Origin of the sequence: Streptomyces sp. NPDC102467, assembly GCF_044765445.1 — a bacterium.
In the GTDB taxonomy this organism is placed as follows: domain Bacteria; phylum Actinomycetota; class Actinomycetes; order Streptomycetales; family Streptomycetaceae; genus Streptomyces.
On sequence record NZ_JBIWKA010000005.1, the window covers coordinates 456,568 to 476,389 of the forward strand.

15 protein-coding genes and 1 pseudogene are annotated in these 19,822 nt (G+C 70.7%); 5 read left to right on the forward strand and 11 right to left on the reverse strand.

The window, feature by feature from the left end; translation table 11 throughout:
* Window positions 1-76: 76 nt before the first annotated feature.
* Window positions 77-640 carry an NADPH-dependent FMN reductase gene (locus tag ACIREE_RS13140; protein WP_404150404.1) on the reverse strand — a complete coding sequence of 188 codons (564 nt, stop codon included), beginning with the start codon at window positions 638-640 and terminating at the stop codon, window positions 77-79.
* 114 nt (window positions 641-754) lie between these two features.
* Here ACIREE_RS13140 and ACIREE_RS13145 point away from each other — a divergent pair, with 114 nt between their 5' ends.
* A complete protein-coding gene (locus ACIREE_RS13145) occupies window positions 755-1,441 on the forward strand; it encodes a TetR/AcrR family transcriptional regulator (protein ID WP_404150406.1) in 687 nt (228 codons plus the stop codon).
* Here ACIREE_RS13145 and ACIREE_RS13150 read toward each other — a convergent pair.
* The 3 genes from ACIREE_RS13150 to ACIREE_RS13160 all read right to left on the reverse strand — a co-directional run bounded on the left by ACIREE_RS13150 (window position 1,431) and on the right by ACIREE_RS13160 (window position 5,944).
* Entirely contained in the window at window positions 1,431-2,222 is a 792-nt protein-coding gene (locus ACIREE_RS13150; RefSeq protein ID WP_404150408.1) for a thioesterase family protein, read from the reverse strand. The two genes, ACIREE_RS13145 and ACIREE_RS13150, sit on opposite strands and share 11 nt — an antisense overlap.
* 81 nt (window positions 2,223-2,303) lie before the next feature.
* Complete coding sequence (locus ACIREE_RS13155) at window positions 2,304-3,884, reverse strand: mucoidy inhibitor MuiA family protein (protein ID WP_404150410.1); 1,581 nt, start codon at window positions 3,882-3,884, stop codon at window positions 2,304-2,306.
* Window positions 3,885-3,892: 8 nt separating this feature from the next.
* Window positions 3,893-5,944 (reverse strand): DUF4139 domain-containing protein, encoded by a 2,052-nt coding sequence (locus ACIREE_RS13160; protein ID WP_404150412.1) that lies wholly within the window; start codon window positions 5,942-5,944, stop codon window positions 3,893-3,895.
* 128 nt (window positions 5,945-6,072) lie between these two features.
* Here ACIREE_RS13160 and ACIREE_RS13165 point away from each other — a divergent pair, with 128 nt between their 5' ends.
* Both ACIREE_RS13165 and ACIREE_RS13170 read left to right on the forward strand, forming a co-directional pair.
* A complete protein-coding gene (locus tag ACIREE_RS13165) occupies window positions 6,073-6,723 on the forward strand; it encodes a DUF6226 family protein (protein WP_404150414.1) in 651 nt (216 codons plus the stop codon).
* Window positions 6,724-6,894: 171 nt separating this feature from the next.
* Complete coding sequence (locus ACIREE_RS13170; RefSeq protein WP_404150416.1) at window positions 6,895-10,776, forward strand: glycoside hydrolase family 2 TIM barrel-domain containing protein; 3,882 nt, start codon at window positions 6,895-6,897, stop codon at window positions 10,774-10,776.
* Between the two features lie 105 nt (window positions 10,777-10,881).
* Here ACIREE_RS13170 and ACIREE_RS13175 read toward each other — a convergent pair whose 3' ends face one another.
* The 3 genes and pseudogenes from ACIREE_RS13175 to ACIREE_RS13185 form a co-directional block, all read right to left on the reverse strand.
* Window positions 10,882-11,406 carry a DUF6069 family protein gene (locus ACIREE_RS13175; protein ID WP_404150418.1) on the reverse strand — a complete coding sequence of 175 codons (525 nt, stop codon included), beginning with the start codon at window positions 11,404-11,406 and terminating at the stop codon, window positions 10,882-10,884.
* Window positions 11,407-11,529: 123 nt separating this feature from the next.
* A complete protein-coding gene (locus ACIREE_RS13180; protein ID WP_404150507.1) occupies window positions 11,530-12,453 on the reverse strand; it encodes a polysaccharide deacetylase family protein in 924 nt (307 codons plus the stop codon).
* Window positions 12,454-12,551: 98 nt separating this feature from the next.
* Window positions 12,552-12,676, reverse strand: a pseudogene (locus ACIREE_RS13185) (1,4-beta-xylanase); the annotation flags it as partial.
* 745 nt (window positions 12,677-13,421) lie between these two features.
* Here ACIREE_RS13185 and ACIREE_RS13190 point away from each other — a divergent pair.
* Window positions 13,422-14,552: a ricin-type beta-trefoil lectin domain protein gene (locus tag ACIREE_RS13190; protein WP_404150420.1), complete on the forward strand. Its 1,131-nt coding sequence runs from the start codon at window positions 13,422-13,424 to the stop codon at window positions 14,550-14,552.
* A gap of 76 nt (window positions 14,553-14,628) precedes the next feature.
* On the opposite strand, the gene ACIREE_RS13195 is transcribed toward ACIREE_RS13190, so the two are convergent.
* The 3 genes from ACIREE_RS13195 to ACIREE_RS13205 all read right to left on the reverse strand — a co-directional run bounded on the left by ACIREE_RS13195 (window position 14,629) and on the right by ACIREE_RS13205 (window position 16,820).
* Window positions 14,629-14,823, reverse strand: coding sequence for a ferredoxin (locus ACIREE_RS13195; RefSeq protein WP_404150422.1), 195 nt, complete (start codon window positions 14,821-14,823; stop codon window positions 14,629-14,631).
* A gap of 56 nt (window positions 14,824-14,879) precedes the next feature.
* Window positions 14,880-16,106, reverse strand: a complete 1,227-nt coding sequence (locus ACIREE_RS13200) for a cytochrome P450 (RefSeq protein WP_404150424.1) — start codon at window positions 16,104-16,106, stop codon at window positions 14,880-14,882.
* 99 nt (window positions 16,107-16,205) lie between these two features.
* Window positions 16,206-16,820 carry a TetR/AcrR family transcriptional regulator gene (locus tag ACIREE_RS13205; protein ID WP_404150425.1) on the reverse strand — a complete coding sequence of 205 codons (615 nt, stop codon included), beginning with the start codon at window positions 16,818-16,820 and terminating at the stop codon, window positions 16,206-16,208.
* Between the two features lie 245 nt (window positions 16,821-17,065).
* Between ACIREE_RS13205 and ACIREE_RS13210 the strand changes: the two genes are divergently transcribed.
* The gene (locus ACIREE_RS13210; RefSeq protein ID WP_404150427.1) at window positions 17,066-17,692 is read left to right on the forward strand and encodes a TMEM175 family protein; all 627 of its coding nucleotides are present in this window, start codon (window positions 17,066-17,068) and stop codon (window positions 17,690-17,692) included.
* A gap of 265 nt (window positions 17,693-17,957) precedes the next feature.
* Here the strand turns inward: ACIREE_RS13210 and ACIREE_RS13215 are convergent, their stop codons facing one another.
* Window positions 17,958-19,622, reverse strand: a complete 1,665-nt coding sequence (locus tag ACIREE_RS13215) for a glycoside hydrolase family 27 protein (RefSeq protein ID WP_404150428.1) — start codon at window positions 19,620-19,622, stop codon at window positions 17,958-17,960.
* Window positions 19,623-19,822: the final 200 nt, after the last annotated feature.

A 19,822-nucleotide genomic window follows, 5' to 3' on the forward strand; every position in this document is an offset into this window, starting at 1 on the left:
TCCTCGAATCCGCGCCACGGCACGCGAAGCGGCCCGAGCCGTCAGGCCCGGGCCGCTTCGCGTCGTCCGCCGGGGATCAGGCGGCCACGGTGTCGTCCGCGTGGCCGTGCAGCCGGGAGAGGATCTCGGTGAGCTGCGCGGCGACCTCGGCGTCGTCGGACGGGTGCGTCTCGGCGAAGCGGGTCAGGGAGCCGGGGATGGAGAGCTTGACGTCCTCGAGCACCTTGCCGCCCGCGATGCCCACCGACTTGCGGACCTCGTCCTGCGCCCACACGCCGCCGAACCGGCCGTAGGCGGTGCCGGCCACGACGACGGGCTTGCCGCCGAAGGCGCCGGCCCCGTGCGGGCGGGACAGCCAGTCGATGGCGTTCTTGAGGACGGCCGGGATCGTGCCGTTGTACTCAGGGGTGAAGAAGAGGAACGCGTCGGCACGCTGCGCGGCCGCACGGATCTCGGCGACGGCGGCCGGGACGCTGCCCTCGACGTCGATGTCCTCGTTGTAAAACGGGAGGTCGCCCAGACCCTCGAACAGCTCGACCTCGGCACCCGCCGGGGCCAGCTTGACGGCAGCCTCGGCGAGCTGGCGGTTGTGCGAACCGGCACGCAGGCTGCCGACGAGCGTAAGGATACGAACAGACATGGGGGGCTCCAGGGGTGCTGAGCCATCGCGCTCTGCGATGCTCTCGACGATCCGGACCGAGGTCCGTTTAAAGGTCTACCACCCTAAGCGGACCGCGGTCCAGTTCTGCCCGGAATGCTTTACGCTGTGTTCATGCCCAGCAGCCTGCCGCACCTCCCGGCGTCGCCCGACCCCGCAGGCGTGCCCCAATTGCTCGAGATCGGCTTCGCCGCGGACGACGTACCGTTCCTGCGCGCCGACGCCGCGCGCAACCGCGCCCGGCTGCTGGAAGCCGCCGGGCGGCTGGTCGCCGAGCACGGCGCGGCGGGAGTCACGATGGAGGCCGTGGCCGTCGCGGCGTCGGTCGGCAAAGGCACGGTCTTCCGCCGCTTCGGCGACCGCACCGGGCTGCTCACGGCGCTGCTCGACCACACCACGAAGCAGCTGCAGGGCGCCCTGCTCGGCGGGCCCCCGCCGCTCGGTCCTGGAGCACCCGCCGCGGACCGGCTACGGGCCTTCGGCGTCGCGGTCCTGCGCTGGTCGGCGGAGCAGCTGGACCTGCACCTGGCCGCGCAGCCGGAGCCGGAGCGCCGGCTCGCGCACCCCTCGCACCGGGTGCTCGCCACCCACGTCACGATCCTCTTGCGGGAACTCGTGCCGGAGGCCGACTGTGCGCTACAGGCACAGGCGCTGATGGGCTACCTCGACCCTGCCCTGATCCACTACTTGACGAAGACGTGCGAGATGCCGCTGGAGCGGCTGGAAGCGGGCTGGATCGACCTGGTCTCCCGGGTCACGGGAACCGATCCCGTCACCGGGTAGGGGCCGTATTGGCGACGGCCGTGGTGGCGCAGTAGCCGATCGGGCCCGCCGTGTCGTACAGCGTGCAGTGGCCGACCGCGATGCCGTCCTCGGCGGTGTGCGCTCCGGCCTCGAGGCCGATCTCGTCGCTGAGCGGAAGCCGGCTCAGGCTCAGGGTGTAGTCCGCGTTGATGTAGTGCAGTCCCTCGTCGCTCGCGTGGGCGATCGGGCTTGCGGTGTCGGCGGCCAGCGCCACGCGGACGAAGGGCGAGAGGGGTTCCCCCGCGACGAGGGGGTGCGGTTCCCGTAGCCAGGCCCGGCGCCGCTGGTCGCCGGACCACGTCCGCACCGGCCGCAGCTCCTCGTCGAACCGCCACAGCAGGCGGGAGCCGTGGGGCACGGAGAGCTCCTCCGGGGGCGGCGCGTCCCACGGCCCGGTGCTCGGGATGTGTCCGGGCGGCGGCGTGCCGGTACGCAGCAGCACCGCACTGGCCCGTGCCACCGGCACGCCGTCGCCGCTGTGCACGACGGCGTCGGCGACGCGGATGCGCCGCCCGTCGCGGACCCGTTCGGTCCTGACCTGGACGGGGGCGAAGGGGGCGCTGCGGAACAGATCGACGGTGAGCCGGGCGAAGTGCATCCCGTCGGCGGCGTGTGCGCGCTCCAGCGCCCGCGCGGCGAGGCCGCCGAGGAGGCGGCCGTGCACGGTGTCGGGCGTCCACCAGCCCCGCGCGTGCGGCCCGGGGACGAGGGTGTCGTCGCGGACGGTGAAGTAGGACGCCTCGTCCTCGGTCTGGGCCACGAGTCTTCCTCTTCCGTGCTGTTCAGCGGGGATCGAGCGGGTCGAGGAGTGCCCTGCGCCGGGCAGGACGAGACGCGACTCCTACAGTCCGGTGACCTTCGCGCTCGCCGACAACTCGTAGACCAGCGTCACCGTGCGGCGGCCGCCCGGCGGGAGGGAGACGTCCCAGCGGGCGACGCCCTCGGTGTCGAGCGTGTCCGGCGCGGGAGAGCAGGCCTCCCTGCGCAGGCGGACCTCGACGTCCGACACCTCGGAGACCGGGATCCGTTCGCGCAGCGTGATCACGCGGTCGTCGCTCTCGCCGGGTGCGGAGAACCGGGACAGGTGCAGCCGGACCGTGCGGGTGACCACGGTCCGCTGGGTGAGGCCGGTGGTGTCCCGGGACTCCTCGGTCTCCCGGAGCACCCGGTGGCTGTCCGAGCTGCCGAACGCCAGCTCGGCGGGAGCGCCGGGAGCGGTGAAGTCCAGCGTGCCGCGGCCGACGAACCCACTGTCGCGGACCAGCTCCACGGGCCCGGCGAGCAGTGCGTGGCCGGCGGAGTTGGTGAACCGCACCACCTGGGTGACCAGCGGGGAGAGTTCGGGCGCGCAGACGTACGCGCTGTGCGCCGCACCGCCGCTGGTGGTGAGCGGGACACGGTGGGCACGTCCGTCACCGGGCACCGAGGCCGGTGCGGGGGCGTGCAGGACGCGGACCTCGCCGCCGTCGTCCACGCCCGGCAGCCCGGAGACCGGCGCAGGACCCAGGTCAGTGATCTCCTCCTCACGCAACTCGACGTCGACGGAACGGCGTTCGGTCGAAGAGCGGTCCCGGAGGGTGAGCCGGTCCTCGACGAGCCGCGGCGGCACAGTGGCCGAACCCGACCGGGCCGTCGACAGTGTCAGGCGTACGCCGGACCAGTCCTCGCCGGTGCGCTGCCACACCACCGCGTCTGTCTGCAGGGCCAGTTGGCCGGCGTCGAGCGTGGCGCGGTAGGCGGGGCGCCACAACGCGCAGGGCGTGAGGTGGCTCAGCCGCAGTTGCGCGGGCCCCGCGGCCGCCGCGCGCACCGTAAGATCGACGTGCGCGGTCAGCTCCGACGGATCGTCCTCGCTGATCTGCAACGCGTGATGTGCTTCGGTCAGTTCGTCTGCCAGCACGCGCAACCGCGCCTCTACGCGGCCGAGTTCGTCCTCGTATGTATCGCGTTCGGCGTCGGCCCGGTCCAACTCCCTTTCCCAGCGCACCGGTTCGGACTCGCCGAAACCGGCTCCCTCGCCGATCTCCCGCAGCAGATCGGCGGCCAGCCTGCCCAGGAGATCCAGCCGGGACCGAAGCCGGTCGCGACGCTGCTCCAGGGTCCGCCGTTCCTCTTCGAGGGCGTGCGTGTGGCGGCGCAGCGGGGAATCCTCGTCGCCGGGCGGCTGCGGCCCGCGCGGTGTCCAGGCCCGCACCAGGCGTACGTCGAGGACGGTGGCGTCGGCCGGGCCGCCGGTGAGTTCGGCGTGCAGGCTGCGGTCGACGGCGAGCGCGCTGACCGGACCGAGCCGCAACCGCTGCACACCGGGCTCCAGTTGAAGGGCGGCGACCCGCTCGATGTGGGCGCGGTCCTCCAGGCAGGTCACCGCGGTGACGGGCAGGGGGATCGGCGCGGGGGCTACGGAAGTCGGGGGTGTCGGCATGGCGGGTGTCAGCTCCTCCGGTTGCCGCCGGTGAGGGCCTTGGCGGCCGGGATACGGATCTCGTAGCCGCCGTCGAGCGCGGCGGTGCCGCCCGGGGGGACGTCCACCCGCCACAGACGCGTGCCGGGGACGAGCCGCTCGGGTCCGTCACCGCCGTCCCGCGGTGCCGTCCAGCCGGCCCGTTCGTCGATGCGGATGTCGCCTTCATCGGTCACGGGCACGCGCTCGCGGACCTCGACGGTGACCGGCGCGGAGAGGCGGTTGGCCAGCTCCACGTGGACCCGGTGGTCGAGCACGGTGGTCGTGCCGCGCAGGCCCGAGGTGGATTCGCGCAGCTCGGTGTGGCGGCTCACGCGGACGGCCTCGGCGGGACCGAGCCCTACGTGCCCGGTGCCGCCGGGGGCGATGGTGGGCAGGTTCGCGGACGTCACGGTCGGCAGCTGGTCGCCGTCGACCGTGACGTCCACGGGGCCGGCCAGCAGCGCCCGGTCGGTGGCGTTGGTGAGCACCAGGGTCGCGTACACGGTCTCCTCGACCGACGGTACACAGAGGTACTCGGTGCGCAGACCGACCGGGAGTTCCGTGACGGTGACCGTGTGCCAGGTGCCGTCGGAGGGGATGTCGGCGGGGCCCTCGGCATCGTAGCGATGGTCGAAGGATCCGGCCGATTCGCGCGTCCGCACCGCGTACGAGGGCAGCGGCAGGGTGCCCACCGACTCGGCGCGGCGACGGTATTCGGCGGCCACCGGGTCGGTGGGGGTCCCGGGCGCGAGGAGGCCGCGGTCGCTGCCGGGCGCGTCGGGGCCGGACAGGATCAGGTCTGCGTAGTCGAGTTCGGTGTCGCTGGGGCGCGGCGGCCCGAGCCGCGGTGGCGGTGGCGGTGGCGGCGCGGCCGCGCCGCCGGAAGGCGGGGGACCCGTGAAGGCGAGGGGCGGGCCGAACTCCCCGGGACTCGGTGGCGCGACGCTCGCCTTCGACCTGCCGGCCGACCGGGGGCGAGCGGCTCCCGGCGGGGCGGGCGCGGCTGCGACGGGCGCCGGCTCCGACGACTCCTGCGCGAAGCCGCCGGCCGCCATCGGCATCCCGTAACGCGGCTCGAACGGTCGTGGCCCTGCCGCGTCGTATCCGGTGAACAGGGCGTCGAGCCCCGCCGGAGGCTCGCGCCAGCCGGACGGCGCGGGTGTGGGCTGGCGGCGTCCGATCCGCGTCGAGCGGAGTTTCGGCACCCCGGTGGGGCGCCGCAGGTCGGCGGTGGACAGGCCGATGCGCACACCGCTCCAGTCCTCGCCGGTGCGCTGCGCCACCGAGGCGCGCAGCGCCAGCCGTCCACCGTCCTCGCCCTGACGGCGCGTCAGTCGGTAGGAAGGGACCCAGACAGCACCGGGAACGCGGTACTCGACCTCCACCTCGACCGCCATGGGACCGCGTCCGGCGTCGGCATCGGCATCGGCATCGGCATCGGCATCGGCCAGGGTGAGCACGGCCGAGACCGAGGTCTGCACGGGCGACGTCGGCGTATCCGTAGGAGCGTTCTCCAGCCGGTCGGTGGCGAGGTCGAGTGCGTGTCCGAGGCGGCGGAGTTCCTCGTCCAGCTCGACGAGTCCGGCGTGCAGGGCCACCAACCGCCCGTCGACGAATTCCGCGAGTTCGAGCCACGCCTCGGCGGGCGTGCGCCGGTGCGGGTCCTCGCGCCTGCGCGCCGGCGGCACCGGGCGCACCGCCGCGACCTCCTCGATCCGCCGGGCCTGCCGGTCCCGGCGGGCCTCGACCGTCCGCTGCGCCTCGCGCAGCCGCTCCATCTCGCGGAGCAGTTCCTGGGGTGCGTCGGGAGCGAGTGGTTCGGCCTCGACGGCGATCCGGGCCTCGGTGACCCGCATGCCGGGCGCGTCCACGACGGTGGCGCGGAGCGACCCGGGGTCCAGCGAACGCGGCAGGCCGCTCACCCGTACCCGGCCGTCGGCCGCCACCGTGCCCCGGGCCAGCCGCCGGCACACCGCGCCGCGCGCGTACACCACCACCGACGTGAGCTTCGATCCCCACGGCTGCGTCGCGTCCGTCATCGCGCATCTCCCCCCGCCCGCCGCCGGTCCTCGGCGCCGAATCCGGTCGAAGACTACGCCGTGACCGTCGGGCGGTCAGCCCCTGACCGGCCCCCGGTCAGCCCCTGTGGAGTGCGTAAAGTCCCCGTATGGATCGGATCTTGCTGCGCAGGGCAGTCGACGAAGCGTTCACCGTCACCGGGGCGGGCACCCCGCCCTGGCCCGATCCTCATGCCGGTGCCGACGTACGGGACGAGGAGTACTCGCGGTGCCTGCGGCCGGAGAAGTACCGCATCCTCGCGGCCCGCGCGGAGGCGTGGACGCAAGGTTTGTGCCGGCTCGGCCTCGCCGCGGTGGAGCCGGCCGCCGACCCCGCGGCGCTGTGGCGGCGGGCCCCCGAAACCGGTGTCGGGAGCGCGGTACGGCTGCGCCCGGTGCGTGCGGACGCCGTTCCGCTGGTGTTCGGGTTCTCCGCCATCGGGGGAGTGCCCCGCACGGGAGTCGTGGTCGGGGCGGGCGAGCCGGCCACGACGCTGGGGGTGCTGCCCGACTGTGGCTGCGACGCCTGTGACGACGGCTCCGCCAACCTGCTGGAGGTGGTCGATGAACTGGTGGCCGCCGTGGTCACCGGCACGTTCGTGCACATCGACGCAGGGCGTGGCCGCACGATCCTCGCCGTGGGGGACGACTGGTCGGCGAGCAACTGGGACGACGCGCGGACCCCGGTCGAGGAAGCGGTCGCCGAAGCGCGGGCCGGGCGGTCGCCGTACGACGTGGTGCGCGGGCAGGCATGGGGGTGACGCGCGCGGCCGCTCGGGCGGGATACGGGTGTGGGCGTCGGCGCTCAGGAAGCCACAGAATCTGACGTTGATATTGTCTCGGTTGTGTTCTCTTTCTAGGGTGGGCGCGGCTCAACAGGCTTTCCTGGCCTCACCAGTTGCATGTCCCTGCACCTGAGGAAAGGCACATTCATGCCGCACCCGCACAGCGAGTACGTAAGCCGTCGTCGCCTCATGGAAGCGGGGGCTGCCGTGCTCGGCGCGCTCGCGCTGCCCGGCGTGCTGCCCGCGGCCCCGGCGTTCGGCGCCGCGAGAGACGTCACCGCCGGCCGTGACGAGTGGAACGGGCACATCGACCTCTTCCGGCTCGGCACCGAGCCCGCCCACACGACCCTCATGCCGTACGAGACCGTCGGCCAGGCCCTCGCCGCCGACCGCACCAGATCCCCGTTCCGGCAGAGTCTCGACGGCGACTGGAAGTTCGCGTACGTGGACCGGCCCGCCGACAAGCTCGACGACTTCTACCGCACCGACCTCGACGATTCCGACTGGGAGACCACCCCGGTCCCGTCGGCCTGGCAGCTGCACGGTCACGACGCCCCGATCTACATCAACATCACCTATCCGTGGTGGGGGCCCAACGGGCTCGGCGAGGAGGCCCAGCCGCCCGCCGCGCCGACCCGGTACAACCCCGTGGGCCAGTACCGGCGGACCTTCACCGTGCCGAAGGGCTGGGCGGGCCGGCGGACGTTCCTGCACTTCGAGGGCGTCAAGGCGGCCCATTACGTCTGGGTCAACGGCCAGTTGGCCGGATACCACGAGGACTCGTACACCCCCGCCGAGTACGACATCACCCCGTATCTCAAGGACGGCACCAACCAGGTCGCCGTCGAGGTCTACCGCTACTCGGACGGCGACTGGCTGCAGGACCAGGACATGATCCGGCTCAGCGGCATCTTCCGGTCCGTGTACCTGTATTCGACGCCCGGCGTCCACCTGCGCGACTTCAAGATCGAGACGCCGCTCGGCGACGGCCACACGTCGGCGGAGCTGTCGGTCACGGCGAGCGTGCGGGACTACGCGGGCGACGCCAAGGGGAAGACGTACACGGTCGAGACGCAGTTGTACGACGCCGGCGGGCACGCCGTCTGGACCCGGCCGCTGGCGAAGTCCGCGGCCCTCTCCGCGTCCGAGGTGAACGTCGAGGCCACCAAGTCCGTTCCCGCACCGCGCCTTTGGTCCGCAGAGGATCCCTACCTCTACACCGCCGTCCTCCGGCTGCGCGACCCCTCCGGCAAGGTCGTCGAGACGCTCTCGCACCGCATCGGCCTGCGCGAGTTCGCGCTCAAGGACGGGCTGATGCGCATCAACGGACAGCCCGTCTCCCTGCGCGGCACCAACCGCCACGAGATGCACCCGGACCACGGCTCTGCCCTCACCCGCGCCGACCTGGTCGAGGACATCAGGATCATCAAGCGGCTGAACATCAACTCCGTCCGCACCTCGCACTACCCCAACAACCCGCTCTGGCTCGAACTCGCCGACGAATACGGCCTCTACATCGTCGGCGAGACCAACCTGGAGACCCACGGCATCAACAACAAGTACCCGGGCAACGACCCCGACTGGACCAAGGTGTGCGTGGACCGTGCGCAGAACATGGTGCACCGCGACAAGAACCACGCCTGCGCCGTCATCTGGTCGCTCGGCAACGAAGCGGGCGGCGGCTCCTCCTTCAAAGCCATGCACGAGTGGATCCACGGCTACGATCCGACCCGCGTCATCCATTACGAAGGCGACGACAGTCCGGGCACCAGCGACATCCGTTCCAAGATGTACGAGTCGCCGACCGCGGTGGAGGCCCGGGCGAAGGACACCAAGGACACCCGCCCGTACGTGATGGTCGAGTACGCCCACTCGATGGGGAACTCCACCGGCAACTTCAAGGAGTACTGGGATGTCGTCCGCCGCCACGACGTCCTTCAGGGCGGCTGGATATGGGACTTCGTCGACCAGGCGCTGAACTGGCCGGCCCCGGCGCGCACCCTGCTGACCGAGACCGGTCCCGTAGGACTGAAGGGCGAGGTCATCAACCCTTCGGGCTCGTTCAGCCGTGAGAAGGGAGTCAGCGGGGCGACCGTCTTCGCCCGCGACGACCGGCTCGATCTGCGCGGCTCCCTCACCCTTGAGGCCTGGGTGACCCCGCACGTCCGCTACTCCGACCAGCCGATCCTGACGAAGGGCGACACTCACTACGCCCTGAAGCAGTCCGGCAAGACGCTCGAGTTCTTCCTCTACGCGGACGGCCAGTGGATCACCGCGTCCTGGGCCACTCCGGACGACGGCTGGACGGGGAACGAGCACCACGTCGCGGGCGTCTTCGACGCCGACGCGGGGACGCTGACCCTGTATGTGGACGGCGCGGCGAAGGCGACCAAGGCCACCACCCGCAAGCCGACCGCCAACACCGCACCCCTGTCGCTCGCGGGCGACGTCGACAACGCGACACGGGAGTTCAGCGGCACGATCCGCCGGGCCCGGGTCTACGCCCGTGCGCTGAGCGCGGGCGAACTCGCCGACGGCGGGCGCGGCCCGGACGGCGACGGGGTGCGCTTCTGGTTCGACGCGGGCACGGTCGGACACGAGACGAAGAAAGCCGGGGTCAAGACCTTCCCCGCGTACGGCGGCGACTGGGGCGACAACCCCAACGACGGTGCCTTCAGCGGCGACGGCATCGTCCTGCCCGACCGCGGCCACACCGGGAAGGCCGCCGAGGTCAAGCGGATCTACCAGGCGATCGCCGCGGCACCCAAGGCCGGGGGCGCCCCCGGCGAGATCACCCTCACCAACGAGAACCTTTTCACCAACCTCCGCGCCTGGGACGGCGCATGGGAGCTGGCGGTCGACGGCCGGGTCGAGCGGCGCGGCAAACTCAGCCGGGCCCAGCTCGACGTGGCCCCGCTGACCAGCAAGGACATCACGCTGCCGGTGAAGCTGCCGAGCAACCCGGCACCCGGCGCCGAGTACTTCCTGCAGCTCTCCTTCACGACCAAGGAGCGCACCCCGTGGGCGGACACCGGGTTCGAGGTGGCGCGCGTGCAACTGCCCCTCGACGCGGGCAGCCCCGAGGTCGTACCCGTACCGCTCACGCAGGTGCCGAGGCTGTCGTGCAAGGAGGGTGACGCGAACGTCACCGTCACGGGCAGCCGCCTCAAGGTCGTCGTCGACAAGTCGACCGGACTCATCACGACGTTCGAGTCGGGCGGCACGAAACTCCTCGTCTCGGGCGCGGTCCCGAACTTCTGGCGCGCCCCGATCGACAACGACCGCGGCAACGGCCAGCACACCCGCAACCAGACCTGGCGGGACGCGGGCGCGCGGCGTGAGGTCACGGGCGTGACGGTGCGTGACCTCGACGGCCGGGCGGTCGAGATCACGGTCAAGGGCACGCTGCCGACGACCACCGCGTCGACGTACAGCACGACCTACACGGTCTTCGGCAACGGCGAGATCAAGGTCGACAACACGCTCCACCCGGGCGCGGCGAACCTCCCCTACCTCCCCGAGGTCGGCACCCTCCTGCACCTCCCCGCGGCCTTCGAGCAGCTGCACTACTACGGCCGCGGCCCCGAGGAGAACCACTGGGACCGCAACGACGGCACGGACGTGGGCCGGTGGTCCTCCACCGTGCGCGACCAATGGACCCCGTACATCCGGCCGCAGGAGAACGGCAACAAGACCGACGTGCGCTGGGCGGCTCTCACCGACCGGCGCGGGCACGGCCTGCTCGTGTGGGGCGAGGAACTCCTGGAGCTCAACGCCTCGCACCTCACCCCCGAGGATCTGTCGGTCGGCGCCCGCCACGACTACCAGCTCACCCCGCGCGACGAGGTGGTGCTGCGCGTCAACCACCGCCAGATGGGTGTCGGCGGCGACAACAGCTGGGGCGCGCACACACACGACGCGTACAAGCTGCTCGCCGACCGGGACTACGCCTATACGTACCGGCTGCGGTTGATCACGGACGTGGATGACGCGGTACGGCTGGCGCGCCGGCCCACGGCGCTGAAATGACTACGCCTCTCCCGCCCTGTGGAGTGAGCCGCCCCGCACCCGCGCGGTGGCTCACTCCACTGACCTCCAGCTCCAGAGCTCCGGCCGCCCGCTCAGGTCAGTCCCTCAGCCCCGCCGGTAGGCGCTGCGTCCCACCGCGGAGAGCAGGGAGCCGATGGCCGCGCCGATGACGAGGTAGACGGCGGCCGTCGCGATCTTTGCCCAGAGGTCCGCGCTCGTCGTGAACGGCAGCAGCACCATGATCGCGGTGGCGAGGGCGACGATCCAGGTGAAGAACCGGCCCGGCTGCGGCGTGAGGACGATCAGGACGTGCAGCAGTGCCGTCGCCGCGAGGGCGGCCACGGCCGCGCCTCCGGCGAGCACACCGGTGGTGGCGTTTCCCATGGCACCGTCTCCCTCCGGCGCGAAGACGGGGATACCGAGGATTCCTCGTACGAAAAGGAGGGCGACGGCCGCGGTCAGAGCGGCGACCAGCGCCGTCACGGCACCGCCGGCCCAGAGCCGTCCGGCGTCGACCCGCGAGGTCGGCGCGGGCCGGGCGGAATCGGACGAGTAGTACGTCGCCGCGGTGTACGACGGGTCGTGGTGCGGAGGGACAGGGCGGCCGTACGGGCCGTCGGGGGTCTCCACGCTTGGACTCCTCACACAATGGGGTACGGATGGAAGCGGGCGTGCCCGCCATCCGTACCCGGTGAGGATCCTGAGTCGGCTTCGCGTACCGCCGACAGGGTGAGAGCGCGCCCGGATCCGAGGTCAGCTCGTGGTGCAGGAGACGGTGGGCCAGGTGGTGTTGCCGTTGTGCTGGATGGTGACGCCGAAGGTGTTGCCGGTGCCGTTGGGTTTGGCGGTCAGTACTTGGGCGCTGGGGTAGGTGGCGTTGGTGTTCCAGGTGGAGAGGATTTTGGCGGGGGAGGGGACGTTCATGGTGACGGTCCAGTTGCTGGAGCCGGTGACGGCGACGTTGAGGTTGTAGCGGTCGCTCCATGACTGGCCGGCGGAGAGTGCGGCGGTGCATGCGCCGCTGCCACCGCCGCCGCCTGACCCGCCGTCGGGCGCGACGGCGCGGCCGGTCGTCGGCGAGATCATGCCGGCGCACAGGCCGCGCGCGGCCAGCCCCTGCGCGATCCGCGGGATCGCGGCGAGTGTGTTGGCGGGCCAGTCGTGCATCAGGATGACCTGGCCGTTGGTGAGCCGGCCGGCGGCCGCCACGATCGCGTCGGTGCTTGCGCCGTTCCAGTCCTGCGAGTCCACGTCCCAAATGATTTCGGTCAGGCCGTACTTGGCCTCGACCGCTTTCAACGTCGCGTTGGTCTCGCCGTAGGGCGGCCGGAACAGTTTCGGTGTACCGCCGCCCGCGCCGGCGATGGCCTGCTGGGTCCGGGCGATCTCCGAGTCGATCTGCGCCTGCCCGAGCGTGGTCAGGTGCGGGTGTGTGTAGCTGTGGTTGCCGACCCACATTCCGGCGTTGACCTGTGCCTTCACCTGGGACGGGTTGGCGGCGGCGTACTGGCCCTCGTTGAACATGGTGGCCCGCAGCCCGTTCCGGGTGAGCGCGTTGAGCAGGGCAGGGGTGTTGCCGGACGGGCCGTCGTCGAAGGTGAGCCCGACGTATCCGTTGCAGGCGGCGGCCTGCGCGGGAACGGCGGCATGGACGGTCAGGATGCTCGCGGCAGCCATGGTCACGACAGCCACCTTGGTCATCAGGGAACGCAGCGAGTGACGGGTTCTTCGGTTTCTCATGCTGGGGTGCTCCTTCGACATCGAGAGGGTGGGGGTCAGCTCGCGGTGCAGGAGACGGTGGGCCAGGTGGTGTTGCCGTTGTGCTGGATGGTGACGCCGAAGGTGTGCCGTTGCCGTTGGGTTTGGCGGTCAGGACCTGGGCGCTGGGGTAGGTGGCGTTCGTTCATGTGCGGGCGTCCTCCTCGTCCTTGTGAGGCCGATGGGAGCCGGGCGGCGTGACACGAACCTGCGGGGCGTCGGTGACCGACAGGTGGGGCGGCCCGGAGCGGCAGGGGTGGGGTCCTGCCGCCGGCGATAGCTTTGATCTGACCCTGCCAACTGTCAAGAGTTTCGGCACTCGCCCCGAAACATTCGCTCACTGGTGCTGACCCAACCTGATTTACTTCACAGGTCAGTTGAGGCTCGGCGGCGCAAAGATGGCGCAGATTAATGGCGGAGTCTCGTCAATCAGAGGATCAAGATTCGGCTTGGGCCCTCAAATGTTTCGAGACGTCCAGCGTGTCGAGAGTTCCCCTCGCGCGCCTTGTCCATGCGGGCCGCCCTCGTTCCGCGTCACGTCGGCGCGACAGCAGGGCGACATGGGCGCACTGGCCGAACAGAGTCGCGTTACGAGCCTCCAACTAGGCGCCTGTGCAGGAGAGTTGGCCGGTAAAGGCGGGGCCATGTGGGCTGCTGCTCGGACCATTGACGTCGAGTGGCACGCTGGCTAACTTCCTGGAGGCGCCACCGCGTTGTCTGCGTGTCATCGCTCCGGTCTTCCGCACGAATCCGCGACGCAAGAGAGCCCCACGCACTTTCCTTCGGCACCTGTCTCGGGTGTCGCGCGGCCGGCTATCGACAACGATGTCAGCAGTCGGCCGTCGGCCCGCCCGCACCACTGTCCCCCCAGCAGTGAGGAACCGATCATGAAGAGACTCAGAGCCGCATTGGTCGCGTCGGTGATGGCCGTGCTGGGCACGGGCATCGCCCTGCCGACGACGGCCACCGCCACGGCAAGGACCGCATCCTCGGCCGCCGCCCCGGCCTCCCTACGCCTGATGCCGCTGGGGAACTCGATCACTTGGGGGGTCGGAAGCCCCTCGGGCAACAGCTACCGGGGCTTCCTGGGGAACAAGCTGGCAGCCCAGGGGCACACGCTGGACTTCGTCGGGTCCGGCCGCAACGGCTCCATGTCCGACCCGGACAACGAGGGCCACTCCGGTTGGCGCATCGACCAGATCGCCTCCATCGCCGACTCCGTGCTGCCCCAGTACCGCCCCAACGTGATCACGCTGGAGATCGGCACGAACGACCTGAACGGCAGCTACCAGGTCCCGACCGCGCCCGACCGGATGAGCGCGCTGATCGACCAGGTCCTGCGCGCCGCGCCCGACGCGACCGTGCTGGTCGGCACCGTGATCGTCTCCACCAGTGCGACCGAGGAGGCCTACCGGCCGGAGTTCAACCAGAAGCTGACGCAGATCGTCCAGTCGAAGGCGGCCGCGGGCAAGCACGTGCGGCTCGTCGACATGGGTGCTCTGACCGCCGCCGATCTCTCCGACGCGCTCCACCCGAACGACAGCGGCTTCAGCAAGATGGCCGACGCCTTCGACGCGGGCGTGCAGGCCGCCGACGCGGCCGGCTGGATCGCGCCGCCCGTCGCGGTGGGTGGCGCGGTGCGCTCCGGGATCGACGGCAAGTGCCTGGACGTCAATGGCGGCAACTCCGCCAACGGGACGGCCGCCCAGATATGGTCCTGCAACGGCACCGCCGCGCAGGTCTGGTCAGCGCGCTCGGACGGGACCCTGCGGGCGCTCGGCAAGTGCCTGGACGCGACGGGCAGAGGCACGGCCAACGGCACCAAGGCCGCGATCTGGGACTGCAACGGCGGCGCCAACCAGGTCTGGCAGGCGTACAACGGCGGCTACCGCAACCCGGTCTCCGGCCGCTGCCTGGACGACCCGGGCTCGTCCACGACCGACGGCACCCAAGTGGTGCTCTGGGACTGCACCGGCGGCCCGAACCAGCGGTGGACCACTCTTCCGGTCACCACCTGACTTCGGTACGAGGCGCCACCAGGTTCGGCCGGACCGGTCACAGGGGCCGGCCGAACCCCTCCCGGTGGTGCGGTCCTCAGGCCTGGGCCAGGTGGATCGCCGCGGCCGGGCAGACGGCCGCCGACTCCCTCACGTCGTCGTGGTGGGCGGGATCGGGGTGTTCCGTGAGGAGCTCGACGATGCCGTCGTCGTCCTGGTCGAAGACGTCGGGGGCCAGGAGGACGCACTGTCCGGAGGCCACGCATTTGGGCTGGTCGACTTCTACGCGCATGAGGTTCTCGTCTCCGCTGATGGGGGTGGGGGCAGTAGGCGCCGGGCGTGGTGGGGTCACCAGGTGACGGGGAGTGCGTAGACGCCGTAGACGAAGCCGTCGTGCTTGAACTCCAGTTGGTCGATCCGGGTGGCCAACTGCAGGGTGGGGATGCGCTTGTAGAGGGTGCTGTAGACGCACTGCAATTCGATACGGGCAAGCGGCTGGCCCAGGCACTGGTGGACGCCGAACCCGAAGGCCACGTGGCGGCGGGCGTCCCGGGTGAGATCGAGGCGGTCGGGGTCGGGGAAGGCGTCGGGGTCGCGGTTCGCGATGTCGTTGGCGAAGATGATGCCCTCGCCCGCGCGGATGGTGCGGCCGCCGACCTCGATGTCCTCCAGCGCCACCCTGCGGCGCCCGCTGTGCGTGATGTTCAGATAGCGCAGCAACTCCTCGACGGCGCCTGCGACCGCCTTGGGGTCCTCCGCCTCGCGCAGCAGGGCGAGTTGGGCAGGGTTCTCCAGCAGCGCCAGGGTGCCCAGCGCGATCATGTTGGCGGTCGTCTCGTGCCCCGCGGCGAGCAACAGGACGCCCATGCGTGCGGCCTCCCGCTGGGTCATCTCTCCGGTGGCCACCCGTTTGACGGCCAGTTCGGACAGGAGGTCGTCGCCGGGCGTCGCGCGTTTCACCGTCAAGAGGTCGTACAGGTAGTCGGTGAGGCCTTCGGACGCTTCACGCACCTCCTCGGGCGTGGACGACCGACGGATGATGACCTTGGTGTGGCGCTGGAAGAAGTCGTGCTTCTCGTAGGGCACGCCGAGCAGTTCGCAGATGACCAGGCTGGGGATCGGCAGCGCGAACGCCTCGACCAGGTCGACGGGGCCCGGCCCGGCGAGCATGCCGTCGATCAGGTCGTCGACGATCCTCTGGACCGCGGGCCGCAGCGCCTCCATCTTCTTGACCGCGAACGGCGCGGTCACCATGCGGCGCAGTCGGGCGTGCTCGGGGTCGTCCATGTTGATGAAGGTGGGGCTTCGACGGTCCCGCTCCCGCATCCCCGCGCTTCGGTGCGGGAAGCCGGGCTGTGCGGGGTCGGAGCTGACGCGCGGATCGCCCAGCAGCGTGCGCATGTGGTCGTGGCGGGTGATCAGCCACGGGCTGCTCCCGTCCCAGATCCGAACGCGGGTGACGGGGCTGTCCGTCTGCAGCGCGTGCAGTGCGGGCGGGGGGTCGAACGGGCAGCCGGCAGCCCGGGTGCCGGGGAGTTCGGGCAGGCCGACGGCTGTGTCCGCGGTGGGGGTCATGCGTGCCTCCGTGAGGGGGAAGGATCGCGTGCCCCATATTCCTAACAGTGTTAGTGGCCCCATACAGCTAAATGACGGAAGGTGACCGTCGGTGGTGAGTCATCTGGCCAGCACCAGTTCGAGGAGCTCATCCACCATTCCCTCGAGCTGCTTCCGGTCCGCTGCGAAGGGCACGGCCGCCGCCATGGCCACCAGCCCGTGAACCGACGCCCACAGCAGAGGAGTCGACCGGTCGGGGGCCGCGGACCCGCCGCCGCTCCGGCAGGCGGCCACCGCGTCGTTCCACACCGCGTGCACCGTCCACAGCGGATGCGAGGGCGCCTCGTCGCGCGGCACCTCGATCCGCTCGATGCCGAACATCAGCCGGTACACCCGTGGATTGTCCAGCGCGAAAGCGCAGTAGCGCTGCGCCAGCGCACGCAGGGCGTTGTACGGCCCGGCTTCCCGCTCGTCCGTCCAGGCGTCCCGCAACTCGGACGCCAGACGCCCGTAGGCTCGCTGCGTCACCGTCGCGACCAACGCCGCCCGGTCCTTGAAGTGCAGGTAGATGCTGGGGGCCGAGATGCCGACCTCCCGCGCCACCGCACGCAGCGACAGGTCCCTCTCCCGGCCCGACTCCGTCAGCATCCGTGCCGCGGCCCGGACGATCTCCTCCTTCAACGCCGCGCCTTCGCCCCACCGGCTCTGCCTCCGGCGGGTGAACCTTTCCTCCATGCCAACCCCTCCTGACCCGGCGGCGCTTGTCCGGCAAGTCTGACCGGAACCGACCGGCTCCCTGTCACGCACGGCAACCACTGGCCGGGCGGGACAACCGGCTCCGCGAGTACTGCACCCTATGACGCGGCGCATTCTGAAAGGCGTCCGAGAGGAAAGGGCGGAGGTGCCGATGCCGGAGACCCCTGCCCGCTGACCAGCAGCTCACCCAGGCAGGTGCAGACGCCGCGACTACTCTGCTCGCTGTGAACGACTCTTCAGTGGACGCGAAGGACTTGGATCGGCTGACCGCGCTGTCGGACGGCATCTTCGCCATCGCCATGACGCTGCTCGTCCTCGACATCCATGTCACCAGCGGGCTGGACGCGGACGCATTCCGGCACATGCTGCACGACCTGCTGCCCAAGGTCGGCGCCTACGCGCTGAGCTTTGCGATCCTGGCCAATCTGTGGCGTGACCACCGCAGGATCCTGCAGCAGGCGCAACGAACGGACGCGGTGACCGTCCGTCTGGCCCTCGCCGGGCTCGGGGTGATCGCGTTGCTGCCCTTCCCGACCACCATGCTGTCGGAGTACGCCTCGCAGCCGCTCGCCGTCGTCGTCTACGCGGCCACCATCATCGTGATCGACCTGCTCCAGCTGGCTCTGCTGCTCGCCATCCACCGCCGCCCGAACCTGGCCCGCCCGGACGCTCCGCACGTCGCAGGCGGGATCGTCGCGGACCTGGGCTCGACCGTCCTGGTCTTCGCGATCACCATCCCGATCGCGTTCGCCTCGCCCGCGGCGGCGATGTGGTGCTGGCTGGCACAGCTCCCGCTCCGGTTCGCCCTCGGACGCAGCGGACGGGGACGACGCGCTCTCGACGTCGGCTGACGCCCCGTCGCGTGTGTGCACGCGTGCCGCGCCGACCGGGGCTGCGCTCCCGCACCGGCCTGCCGAAGATCACGTCGCGCCCGGCGACATCCCACCGGATCGGGCACGGGCGCAGGTCGGCGTGGCCTCCGGGCCACCGGCTCCATCGGTCGACAACGGCGACAGAACATGCTGGGCGCCGGCCTGGGCATCTGGGGCTGCGCCGATCCGGCCCGCATGCCGTCGCGTGCGGGCCGGAACGCTTCCGGTCGGGGCGGAACACCGGTCAGCCCAGGTTCCACTGCTGGTTGGCGCCCCCGTTGCAGGTCCACAACTCCAGCGCGGTGCCGTTGACGTTCCCTGCGGGTTTGTCGCCGCCCGTCACATCAAGGCACAGTCCCGACTGGGTGCCCGTGATGGTTCCGTTCGGGTTGAGTCGCCACTGCTGGTTGGCTCCGCCGTTACAGGTCCACAGCTGGACCGCGGTGCCCGGAGTCGTCTGATTGTCGTCGGCGTCGATGCACTGCGAGCCGTTGTGCAGGCGCAGTTCACCGGCGGCTGTGAGCGTCGCGGCCTGGTTTGCGCCGCTGTGGCAGTCCCAGATCTCGATCTTGGTACCGGGTTCCGTCCCACCGCCTTCGGCGTCCAGGCAGCGCTGGGAGGAGGCACTGATCAGGGAATGCGTCGTACCCGTACTGCTGCCGGTACCGGCCGAGACCCGGTACATCACCGTGCCATGGGCGGGCACCGATGCGCTGATCGTGCCGTTCGTCGACGACACTTCCTTGGACCACAGGTTGGTCAGCCGGTACGAGGACGCGGCCGGCAGTCCGGCCGCGGTGGCCGTGGTGCTGACGGTGGCCGTGCCGCTGCCCTCGTTGGTGAGGGTGACCGAGCGGTCGCCGTTGGACAACTGCTTGGACATCACGACCAGTCCGCCGGAGGAGGAGACGACGGTGCCCTGTTTGCCCAGGGAATCCTGGTCGACGGCTATGACGTCGGTGTTCCTCAGGATGGTCAGCGTCGCCGGGCTCGCGGTGCGGATGTCACTGCCGATGAGCAGGGGAGAGGCCATCTGCGCCCAGAGGCTGAAGTGGGTGCGGTACTCGGTGTCGGTCATGCCGCCATTGCCGACTTCCAGCATGTCCGGGTCGTTCCATGCGCCAGGTTTGGCGTACTGCGCCAGCGGCTGGTTCTGGTGCGCTTTGCCGATCATGCTCGACCAGTTGTCGCTGATGTCGCCGGTGGTGCGCCAGGAGTTGCCGATGGGCGGCGCCCAGTTCCAGGGCTGGTTGGAGCCCCACTCGCAGATGCTGTAGAGGATCGGGCGGCCGGTGGCTTTGAGCGCGTCCCCCATCGTCTTGTACCGGGTCTGCGCGTCGGCTCCCGTGTTGTTGCAGTTGTCGTACTTGAGGTAGTCCACGCCCCAGGAGGCCCACAGGGTGGCGTCCTGCTTCTCGTGCCCGAGGCCGCCGGGGAAGCCGTTGGCCGCGCAGGTCTTGGTGCCCGCGCTGGAGTACAGGCCGAACTTCAGGCCCTTGGAATGCACGTAGTCCGCGACGGCCTTGATGCCGTTCGGGAAGCGCGCCGGGTCGGCGACCAGGTTGCCGGAGGCGTCCCGCGAGGGCAGCGCCCAGCAGTCGTCGAGGTTGACGTAGGTGTAACCGGCGGCCTTGAGGCCCTTGGACACGAAGATGTCGGCGATGCCCTTGACCATCGCCTCGTTGAACTGCGAACCGCAGCCCGTGGTGTTCCAGTTGTTGAAGCCCATCTGGGGGGTCCGAGCCAGGCCGTTCTCCAGCGCGGCGGCCTCCGGCGCGGCGGCGATCTGCACCCCGATCGCGGCCCCCGACGTCAACGCGGCCGCACCTGCCAGGCCACCGACAGCAAGCGCGAGCGAGGCGGCCGAAGCCGCGAAACGTTCTCTGAAACTGTGCTGTCCGAGAGGCATGTGCGGCTCCTAGAGGGTATTTGGCGCACAATTCAACAAGCCTGAACGAAAAACAACCACATCAGACCTTCAGGGTGCGTACATGTCAAGAGCCCTGCGCCGCATGCGGCGCCGGTTCCTGGTGTTCCGCCCTGGACCTGTGCGGTGCCGTATGCATTGACGTGGGCATGTCGCATAGCTAGCTTCGGAAGCGCTCTCCT

What these genes read in the sequence shown, in the direction of transcription:
- ACIREE_RS13140 (WP_404150404.1), bottom strand. Translation starts at nt 640, where the DNA reads ATGTCTGTTCGTATCCTTACGCTCGTCGGCAGCCTGCGTGCCGGTTCG.
- ACIREE_RS13155 (WP_404150410.1), bottom strand. Translation starts at nt 3,884, where the DNA reads ATGCCGACACCCCCGACTTCCGTAGCCCCCGCGCCGATCCCCCTGCCC.
- ACIREE_RS13170 (WP_404150416.1), top strand. Translation starts at nt 6,895, where the DNA reads ATGCCGCACCCGCACAGCGAGTACGTAAGCCGTCGTCGCCTCATGGAA.
- ACIREE_RS13195 (WP_404150422.1), bottom strand. Translation starts at nt 14,823, where the DNA reads ATGCGCGTAGAAGTCGACCAGCCCAAATGCGTGGCCTCCGGACAGTGC.
- ACIREE_RS13160 (WP_404150412.1), bottom strand. Translation starts at nt 5,944, where the DNA reads ATGACGGACGCGACGCAGCCGTGGGGATCGAAGCTCACGTCGGTGGTG.
- ACIREE_RS13205 (WP_404150425.1), bottom strand. Translation starts at nt 16,820, where the DNA reads ATGGAGGAAAGGTTCACCCGCCGGAGGCAGAGCCGGTGGGGCGAAGGC.
- ACIREE_RS13180 (WP_404150507.1), bottom strand. Translation starts at nt 12,453, where the DNA reads ATGGCTGCCGCGAGCATCCTGACCGTCCATGCCGCCGTTCCCGCGCAG.
- ACIREE_RS13145 (WP_404150406.1), top strand. Translation starts at nt 755, where the DNA reads ATGCTTTACGCTGTGTTCATGCCCAGCAGCCTGCCGCACCTCCCGGCG.
- ACIREE_RS13190 (WP_404150420.1), top strand. Translation starts at nt 13,422, where the DNA reads ATGAAGAGACTCAGAGCCGCATTGGTCGCGTCGGTGATGGCCGTGCTG.
- ACIREE_RS13200 (WP_404150424.1), bottom strand. Translation starts at nt 16,106, where the DNA reads ATGACCCCCACCGCGGACACAGCCGTCGGCCTGCCCGAACTCCCCGGC.
- ACIREE_RS13165 (WP_404150414.1), top strand. Translation starts at nt 6,073, where the DNA reads ATGGATCGGATCTTGCTGCGCAGGGCAGTCGACGAAGCGTTCACCGTC.
- ACIREE_RS13215 (WP_404150428.1), bottom strand. Translation starts at nt 19,622, where the DNA reads ATGCCTCTCGGACAGCACAGTTTCAGAGAACGTTTCGCGGCTTCGGCC.